At 57.7% G+C, this 9,475-nt stretch carries 6 protein-coding genes and 1 pseudogene; 3 read left to right on the plus strand and 4 right to left on the minus strand.

Annotation, left to right across the window (positions count from 1 at the left end; all coding sequences use genetic code 11):
* The first annotated feature begins 90 nt into the window (after positions 1-90).
* Positions 91-2,565: a cbb3-type cytochrome c oxidase subunit I gene (locus PGX04_RS08605; RefSeq protein ID WP_273738126.1), complete on the plus strand. Its 2,475-nt coding sequence runs from the start codon at positions 91-93 to the stop codon at positions 2,563-2,565.
* A 73-nt stretch (positions 2,566-2,638) separates the two neighbouring features.
* On the opposite strand, the gene PGX04_RS08610 is transcribed toward PGX04_RS08605, so the two are convergent.
* Both PGX04_RS08610 and PGX04_RS08615 read right to left on the minus strand, forming a co-directional pair.
* Positions 2,639-3,226 (minus strand): DUF2243 domain-containing protein, encoded by a 588-nt coding sequence (locus tag PGX04_RS08610; protein WP_273738127.1) that lies wholly within the window; start codon positions 3,224-3,226, stop codon positions 2,639-2,641.
* A gap of 370 nt (positions 3,227-3,596) precedes the next feature.
* A complete protein-coding gene (locus tag PGX04_RS08615) occupies positions 3,597-4,520 on the minus strand; it encodes a sulfite exporter TauE/SafE family protein (RefSeq protein WP_337959453.1) in 924 nt (307 codons plus the stop codon).
* 332 nt (positions 4,521-4,852) lie between these two features.
* Between PGX04_RS08615 and PGX04_RS08620 the strand changes: the two genes are divergently transcribed.
* Positions 4,853-5,224: a thioredoxin family protein gene (locus PGX04_RS08620; protein WP_273738129.1), complete on the plus strand. Its 372-nt coding sequence runs from the start codon at positions 4,853-4,855 to the stop codon at positions 5,222-5,224.
* 35 nt (positions 5,225-5,259) lie between these two features.
* Here PGX04_RS08620 and PGX04_RS08625 read toward each other — a convergent pair whose 3' ends face one another.
* Positions 5,260-7,044, minus strand: a complete 1,785-nt coding sequence (locus PGX04_RS08625; RefSeq protein WP_273738131.1) for a carbamoyltransferase family protein — start codon at positions 7,042-7,044, stop codon at positions 5,260-5,262.
* A 273-nt stretch (positions 7,045-7,317) separates the two neighbouring features.
* Here PGX04_RS08625 and PGX04_RS08630 point away from each other — a divergent pair, with 273 nt between their 5' ends.
* A complete protein-coding gene (locus tag PGX04_RS08630) occupies positions 7,318-9,168 on the plus strand; it encodes a multicopper oxidase family protein (protein ID WP_273738130.1) in 1,851 nt (616 codons plus the stop codon).
* Between the two features lie 105 nt (positions 9,169-9,273).
* On the opposite strand, the pseudogene PGX04_RS08635 reads toward PGX04_RS08630, so the two are convergent.
* A pseudogene (locus tag PGX04_RS08635) lies at positions 9,274-9,475 on the minus strand (helix-turn-helix domain-containing protein); the annotation flags it as partial.

The following is a 9,475-nucleotide window of genomic DNA, read 5'->3' on the forward strand; positions in this document are numbered from 1 at the left end:
TCCCCATCCAGTCATACTCGTCTCTACGCACCGTGAAGATATGAACTAGAGCGCTGATCCCTATAGTACTGGAGAGAGGGATGGGTAGCGATGAGTGATCTCCCACCGCGAACGTCCGTCAAGCGATGGCTGGTCACGACGAATCACAAGGATATCGGAATTTTATATTTGGTGACCTCTCTGTTCTTAATCGTCGTTGGTGGTGTCCTTGCACTGTTGTTCCGTGTTCAGTTGTGGGAGTCTGGAGGTACTGGATTTCTCACGAACACTGAATTCAATCAGGCCGTCTCGGTGCACGGTATGCTGATGATTTTCTGGGTTATTTCCCCACTCGGAGTTGCCTTGGGCAACTACGTCGTTCCGCTGCAAATCGGTGCAAAAGATATGGCGTTCCCGCGTCTGAATGCCATGAGTTACTGGTTTTACCTGTTTTCGGGGCTGCTCCTCCTGCTCTCGTTCTTCCAAGGAGTCACATGGGCCAACGGCTGGTATATGTACGCACCGTTGAATATCCCCATCTATAATCCCGGATATACGCTGACAATGGGTGGAAATTCAGCGATCCTCGCATTGACGCTGTTTGTCATCTCAGTCACCCTTGGCTCGGTAAACTTCTTGACGACGATCCATCGCTGTCGCGCCGAAGGGGTCGGCCTATGGAATATGCCAATGTTCACATGGGGGACCTTGCTGACGGTTTGGATGATGCTCTTTGCCTTCGCAGCGCTACTGGCCGCACTAATCCTTCTCCTGACTGACCGCCTCCTGCTGACGCAGTACTTCGCCTCAACGGGGCAGGGCTCGAGTCTCCTCTGGGCGCATATGTTCTGGTTCTTCGGCCATCCAGAGGTGTATATTGTCTTCTTCCCCGCGCTCGGGATCATGCTCGAGACGTTTCAGACGTTCACAGGGCGGCGACTGGTCGGCCGAAAGTGGGTCATCATCGCGATGGTCCTCGTGGCTGTCCAGTCGTTTCTCGTCTGGATGCACCACATGTTCCTGACGACGATCAACCTCCCGATTAAGACACTCTTTATGGCAACGAGTATCGGGATTTCACTGCCGTTCGACCTGATGGTCTTCGCCCTGATCTACACGATGGTCAAGGGACGAATCCGGTTTACGACGCCGTTCCTCTTCAACATGGGCGCGCTTGTGTTGTTTATCCTCGGCGGGATCACTGGCGTCTTCCTCGGCGCAGTCGTGCTCGACTACGAGTTCCGCGGGACCTACTGGGTCGTCGCCCACTTCCACTACGTGATGGTTGCCGGAATCACTGCGTTAGTTGGCGGCGTCTATTACTGGTGGCCCAAGATGACCGGGAAGATGTACGACGAACGGCTGGGCAAGCTCAGCTTTCTCGTCTACTTTACCGGGTTCAACCTGTTGTATTTCCCGATGTTCCTTGCTTGGGAGACCCCCCGGCGTGTTTTCCACTTCTCTGAGGACCTAGAGATTTACCATCAGTTTGCGACGGTTGGGGCGTTCGTCTTAGCACTCTCGTTCCTACTCGTGTTCATTACGCTTGGAAAGAGCCTTGTCTCAGGTCCTGATGCACCGGATAACCCGTGGACGTACTCGCGGACCGCCGAATGGGCGACGACATCACCACCGCCGCTTGAGAACTGGCCGAATCGACCAAGCTACGCGAGCGGCCGCCTTGAATTCGTTGACGATCAGTCATCAACTGCGACCGACGGCGGTGCAGCTGCCCACGAGCGGACGCAGGCCGAACCGCTCGAGACAGACCACGAGGATCACGCGAGCATTTGGCCGTTTGGAATTGGACTCGGTATGTTCGTCACGTTCCTTGGACTGTCGGGTATCACACCATACGTCGCCAACTTCGCTACCTCCCATGGGGCTGAACTTGCCGGTCAAGCGGCGGGGAGCACTAATATCCTTTTTCCCGTACTCTCGGTGGTTGGAGTCGGTATTCTTCTCGGTTCGCTGTTCCAGTACGGTCGTGAGGAGTTCAACGCCCCGCAGATGGTCATCGCCGAACGCTGGCCGTTCGAGGGCGTTGGCACGACCAAGACTGGTGTCTGGTTCTTCCTCGCTTCGGACTTGGTCGTCTTCGGTGCCATCATCGGCGCATACATCTTCATACGTATCCACACTGGCTGGCAGGAGATTGGGACCGTCCCACCCTCGGCAACGATTGGGCTGATCAACACGTACGTCCTGCTGACCTCGAGTTTCACGGTCGTCATCGCGCTGGTGATGGCCGAACGCGGGAACAAGCGCGGGCTTCTGGGGTCGATGGGAGTGACGTCGCTACTCGGCCTCACGTTCCTCGCGACCAAGGGCTACGAGTGGAGCTACGAGTTCTCCCACGGCATCTACTGGTTTACCGATCTGCAGTACTCGATGTATTTCGTAACAACTGGACTACACGCGTTGCACGTCATCCTCGGACTGCTCATCGCCGGGTTCATGATATATCGGATTGTGACCGTCGACGCCTATCTCGAGGACAACCGACCGGTAGAGTACTTTGGGCTCTACTGGCACTTCGTGGATATAGTTTGGGTGTTCCTCTTCCCCTTGTTCTACCTCATGTAGTACGGATTCTGTTTAGGTTCAGTGATTGGTTCCCCGTGCGATACCGATTGAACGTAGACAGGTTACGAATGATCTACGTAGTTTGTTCTTCCTGTTCGGGTTGATCCCTCTGCGATTGTTCTTCTTCCTGTTCGGGTTGATCTCTCTGCGATACTAGTGCAACAGATGAATCTCCTCGGATAATGGCATATCCGCCACCGATGAATAGCAGTCCCCAAATCAGAAATGCTATGTCCCATAGGATAACTGGGCCGGGACCCGCTGGCCAAACGTGATGGATACCCAGAAGCTGATGGTCAATCAATCCTTCAACGAGATTGAATATGCCCCATCCAAGAATTACTGACCCAAACAAGGTGCGTCTTGACGCAGGAACGAACGGCATTCGCCATGCTCGCATAAGGAGAGTTACCCCTAAGATAGTAAATACATATGTTGCTGTGTGGAACAATCCATCGGCTACAATATTTAATCGGAGGTCATTTGCAATACTTGGATCTGGATAAGATGATACCATGTGATGCCATTGCAGTATCTGATGTATCACAATCCCATCGAAAAAACCACCCAGCCCTAATCCAAGAACAGTACCTGCTATAACGAGTGGCTTCCCCACTTTCTGGATTCCTAACCACGTCTCTGTTTCATCTGGTTTGCTCATAAGAACCTTAACTGTAACAAGTCGAAACTACCTTGGGCGTGCTATTGCCGGGTGGACACGGCCAGCGTAGCTCCCTGTCACCTATTTTTGCGTTGCGGACAAAGAACCGGTATGAAGCTCTCAACCAAACTCATCATAATTGGTTTACTTCTGATTGTGATACCAATACCAATTCTACCGCCATTGGTTGGCACAACTATTGGTGTATTCGTTCTACTTGGGGGGCTTTTCCTCAGATTTCTCGGCATCTAATCCCGAAAGTCCACTATACCGGTATCAGACCAGTGCGTTAAGTTCGAACATGTACTTACTGGATCAAGTAATCCAGTTTCGAGTGCCGTTTTGCATAACAAACCCATACCAACTACTGTTAGAAGAACAGCGCCGGTACGGAGTTGCGAAAGATGTTGAGCGAGATAACAAACAAGAGTCCGACGACGAACCAGTTGAACGCGCGCTCGTCGAACTCGAGGCGTCGGAGATACGTTCCCACCAGCAGACCGACGATCGTGACGACGGCGATCACCGACCCGAGCCAGAGTCGGTAGGTCGTCAGAAGATCGGTGAACAGCGCCATCTGTACGATACGAACCGTAAATATCGTTCCGAGAACCATTGCCAACCCGCCGATGTATCGCTCGGCATCCCGCTCGAAGGTGTGAAAGTACGCCGGGAGCAGCGGCCCGAGATTCGCGAGAGCGAGCAGGAAGCCTTGGGAAAACCCAGCCATACCGAGGGCGACTGGGTGGTGTGCTTCCTCGACCGTGACGAAGTTCTGGACGACCTGAAAGACAACGTAACTGAGGAGGACGAGTCCGATGACGAAGGGGACGAGCGGTCCAGCGCTGTACGTCGCCAACGCTGCGACGCCGATGACGGTCCCGATAACGGCGAGCAACAGGAGCGACCACTCCTCGCGAACGAACGACCGCCCCGTTCCGGTTTCCGCAATCTGGAACATATTGAGCATCCACGGAGGAATCGCCAGGACGACGACGGCGACGGTCGGATCGATCACCGTCGCGAATATCGGTGTCATGATGAGCGAGTAGCCAAAGCCGGTCATTCCCTTGACGATGCCAGCGACGATCGCGACCATGCTCAGTACGGCGAGCAATCCGACTGAAAGTTCGGACTGAACGCCCCGTCCGACGTTCGCGAAACCCGGGAAGAAGACGATCGAGGCGATGAGAACGGTTAGCGTCGCGCCGACCATCGTCACCTCGCGGTACTGGAATTCGAAGAGATTGGTGAAGAACTGTTCGACGTCGACTGTAGTTTCGGGAGCACTCATACTAGTTCGAAGGCGCATCTCGACCGCTCGAGACCGCCGTTTCGAGGACATCGGTCGGCCACCCGTATTCCGCTGTGCTATTCGGCGAGATTTATCGAAGCTCGAGTTACCGGTAATCTGTGAAAGGGTCGAATTAGACCTTCTCAAGCTTGTTTCCAGGGATAACTCGAGAAACATCTCTGTCGTCTATAGGGACAATATTAGCCATCAATTTTCCGATCGTCGGTATGCAGTCGTCACCATCTTCGTCTCTGGATCGATCGACCGATTGCACAATAGTATTGTGTCAGTCCTGCAAAATACTGATACCCATTCGGACCCTAGCGGTGTTGATGAGCGAACCCACACCCTCAGAGCTGACCGGCGACGGCCGCGCGACCCACAAACCCGTCCAGTTACACGATGTGGCGGACTACGACGACTTACTCGACGCACACGACCTCGTCTTGCTTGAGTTCGTCACGTCCGGCTGTGGAATCTGCGCGTCGATGGAGCCGGTACTCACTGGAGTCGCGCGCAGCGCACCTGGCGTCGTGGCGACGGTGAACGCCGGTCTAGTCCCGGATCTCGCCGCCGAGTTCGGCGTCCAGAGCGTCCCGACGCTCGTCGTCCTACGCGACGGCGACGAAGTCGCCCGCCTCGACGACGGGTTCCAGAGCACTGAAACGCTCGTGGACGTCCTCGAGACGCACGCGGCGCACTGACGTCACCGACGACTGTATCGGGGCGGTACTCGCTGCTACTGCTGTATCGGGTTCGGCGCGCCTCCCGAACGAAGTGCTAGTTCCGAACGCCGATCCGTTTTCGTCACGTCTTTTTCGACTACGAAGTCCTCGAGGACGAGCACGTCAAGTCCCATTCCGTAAAAGTCCTTGATCGCCTGCGTCGGCGTCCGGACGATCGGTTCGGCATGATCGTTGAACGAGGTGTTGAGGACGACCGGTACGCCGGTGATGTCGGCGAACTCGGCGATGAGCCGGTGATAGCGCGGGTGCTGGTCTTCGCGAACGGTCTGGGGACGCGTCGAGTCATCGGCCGGATGCAAGACGGCCTCGAGCTCGTCGGTTCTCTCGGACCGGATGTCGTAGGCATCGATCATGAACGGCGCTGAACCGCCGTCGATGAGATACTCCTCGGCAGCCGACTCGAGCATCGAGGGAGCGAACGGGCGCCACTCCTCGCGATGTTTGACGAATTGATTCACTCGATCGCGGGACTCAGCGGTGCGCGGATCGGCAAGGATGCTCCTGGCACCGAGCGCCCGCGGCCCCATCTCCATCCGGCCTTGGAACCATCCGACGAGGTCGCCGTCGACGAGCCGTTCGGCGACGTACCGCTCGAGGTCGTCCGGTTTTGCGTACTCGAGTTTGTTCGTCTCGAGGGTCGAGCGGATCTCCTCGGTTTCGTATTGGGGTCCGAGGTAGACATCGGTCTGGCGGTCGACGGCCGACGGCGGCTGTCCCGCCCATCCCGCACCGAGTGCGAGCCCCGCGTCGTTGGCGACCGGCTGGACGAAGACGTCGTCGACGTGTGGTGACTCACGAACGCGCTTGTTCAGCTTGCAGTTCAGCGCGACGCCGCCGGCGAGCGCGACGTTCGCCGTGTCCAACTGATCGACGGTCGTCTCCGCGATGTCAACGACCGTCTCCTCGAGCAGTTTCTGAGCGGTGTACGCGAGGTCTTTCTCCCACTGGTCGAACTCGCCGGGTGTCTCGTTTCGAGGACGGCCGAACGCGTCCTCGAGGGTTTCGACGCTGTGGCCGGTTCCCCAGCGCTTCGTCAATTCGGTGACGTCGTAATCGGCGCCCGTGTCGATTAGCCCGCGTAGGACGCCTTCGATCTCTGGATTGTCCTCGCCATAGGGTGCCAGCCCCATCACTTTCCCCTCGCCGTTGAACATCCGGTAGCCGAGGAACTCCGTGACGACCGCGAAGAAGAGCCCGAGACTGTTCGGGTGTTCGTAAGTGTACGCGCGTGTCAGGCCGTCCTCGTCGCCGCGCCAGACGACCGTCGAGTCGTACTCACCTTTCGCGTCGACCGTGAGGACAATCCCCTCGTCGAACCCCGACGGATGGAACGCGCTCGCAGCGTGGCAGCGGTGATGCGGAATCGTCTCGATCGGCGGCACTGGCGAACCGATCGACTCGAGGCGGTTCTCGATCTGGCGGGTCGGAACGAACTGGCTCCGAACCTGCGTGACGAGCGTCTGTTCGAGTGCGGAGAGCTTTCGTCCGATACCAGGCGAGCGGATTGCGTCGGTAACGTAGTGCGAAGCGATCTCGCGTCGGAGCTGCGGCTCGTACGGGAGGAGGATCCGATCCAGGTCCGAAAGGAACAGGTTTCGATGGTCGAGACACGCCCGGATCGCGCGTTCGGGAAACGTATCCGTCGCGTGTTTGTCTCGCGTGTATCGTTCTTCCTCGACGCCGAAGACGGGCGTCCCGTCATCGAAGAGAACGGCGCTCGGGTCGTGCTGGCCGTAGAGTCCGATCGCCGGTTTGAACGCGAGTTGATAGTCAGTCATGGCTCGTGAAAGTGGTGTATCGTAACCTAATCCAGGAGACAGCAAAACGACGCTGACGATTTGCTGGGTCAGCAAATCGTCGGCGACGTAGTCGTATTCGTCGTCACTCTGGTACTGGTCCACTCTCTCACGGATCTCGACGCGGTCGGGCACTCTGCTCGAGACCCCGCCCAGCACGATGCCCGCGAGGCTCTCGACGATGTCTCTTCTTCAGATTCCTACTGCATCGGAATCGACCGGTCCTGCATATACGGAGCATTCATAGGCAGAGCTATGGGAACTCACACTGGGCCGTCCAGACCGAGTGTCTCGCGCCGCGAGCTCTGCATCGCAGCCGGGGCCACGGGTATCTCGGCTCTCGCAGGCTGTTCGACGGGGAATACGAATCCATCCCGAGCGGGGAACGCAACGACGATAACGGACCACTCGTCGCCGGACCTCGAGAAGTGGGTCGACGAGGTCCCCCGGCCGAGCGTCGCGGAACCGTCCGGAACGAAGGATGGACGCCCTCGCTACGAGATAGCAATGGGCGAGGTCGAACAGAAGCTACACCGCGATCTCCCGGCGACGACCGTCTGGGGCTACGACGGGCAGTTTCCAGGCCCAACGATCGAAGCCGAGCAGGGCGAACCGATCTACGTCCGCTGGGCGAACGACCTTCCGGACGAGCATCTCCTGCCCGAAGACACGACAATTCATAGCGACCTCATTCCGTACGATACGCCGGGCGTACGGACCGTAACGCATCTTCACGGCGGAAACGTCGAGTCCGAGAGCGACGGTCATGCACAGGCGTGGTTCACTCGAGACTTTCAGGAGACGGGCCCCGAGTTCGAGAAGAAAGACTACTACTATGTAAACGACCAGCCGCCGGCGACGCTGTGGTATCACGACCACTCGCTCGGCATTACGCGATTAAACGTCTACGCCGGGCTCGCGGGGTTCTATCTCTTGCGGAGTGACCACGAACGGAGCCTCGGTCTGCCCGAGGGCGAGTACGAGATCCCGCTCGTCCTGCAGGATCGGAGTTTCGAGGAGGATGGATCGTTGTTCTATCCAACGGCCATCTCGGACGAGAAAGGCGGCAGCGACGAGTCACACCCCGATCCGAGTATCGTTCCGCAGTTCTATGGCGACACGTCGGTCGTCAACGGGAAGGCCTGGCCTCGGCTCTCCGTCGAACCCAGATCGTATCGGTTCCGGCTCCTCAACGGGTCAAACAGTCGATATTATTCCCTCAGATTCCGCCGGTACGACGAATCGTCGGGCGAAACTGGTGGAGATGGACCGTCGTTCATCCAGATCGGGAACGACGGCGGCCTCCTCTCGACGCCGGTCGAGATCAGCGATCGCCTTGAGCTCGGCGTTGGCCAGCGCGCCGACGTCGTCGTCGACTTCTCCGAATACGTCGGCGAGACGCTGTTGCTCCACAACAACGCGCCCGCTCAGTATCGCGGCAGGACGGGTTTGGAGGACGACGACATCGTTTCGCTCCCCGAGATCATGCTCGTGGACGTGAACGAGGCCGGAGATTCACAGGATGCTACTGAGCTCCCCGACGAACTCACTCGTGTTCCGGACATTCCCATCGATTCGGTCGACAACAAGCGATATCTCACGCTCAACGGCGGCACGACCGACGACTACAGCCGACAGCTCTACTTGCTCGGAACTGCTGAAGAGCCGGACGGCCTCAAGATTGACGCCCCCGTGACCGAGGAACCTGCGCTCGGTGACACCGAGATCTGGAGTTTCGCCAACCGAAGTGGGATGTCCCATCCGATGCATCTCCACCTCGTGCACTTCCAGATGCTGGGCCGACAGCCGATCGGAGACTACGATCCAGACGAGGACGAGCTCGACCTCGAGGCGCTCGAAGCACCCAAGCCGTACGAACGAGGGTGGAATGACGTGATCACCGTCGATCCCGGTGAAATAGTCCACGTAATCGTCCACTTCGGGGGGCACGACGGACTATTCAACGATCAGACGGGCACGTACATGTGGCACTGTCACATGCTCGAACACGAGGACCATGACATGATGCGGCCGTTCACCGTCTTGCCGAACGATGGTAGGGGCGCCGATAGCGACGACGTCGACGATTCTACTGCCCAGCGCTGAAGCGGTGGGCTCGTCGGGGGACTCCCGTCAGCGAAACGACCTAAAAGCGGTTCGAGGAGAGTGAGAGTACGGACGAGAGCGAAGAGAGTAGCGGCCGGAAGACGATTAGCTCTGTGCGGGCATCTCGATGTCGGCCTCTGCGTGTTCGTACTTGTCCTCGAACTCTTGGATGAGCTGCCCCATCTTCGCGTACCAGTCATTGAGCTTTCGCTGCATGTCGTTCGCGATCTGGGTCGGGTCTGTCGGGTAGTAGACGTGGTAGTAGCCGCCCTGCTCGTAGTTGATCTGCTCCTTCTGGATGAATCCG

The organism is Natrinema soli, from assembly GCF_028618695.1.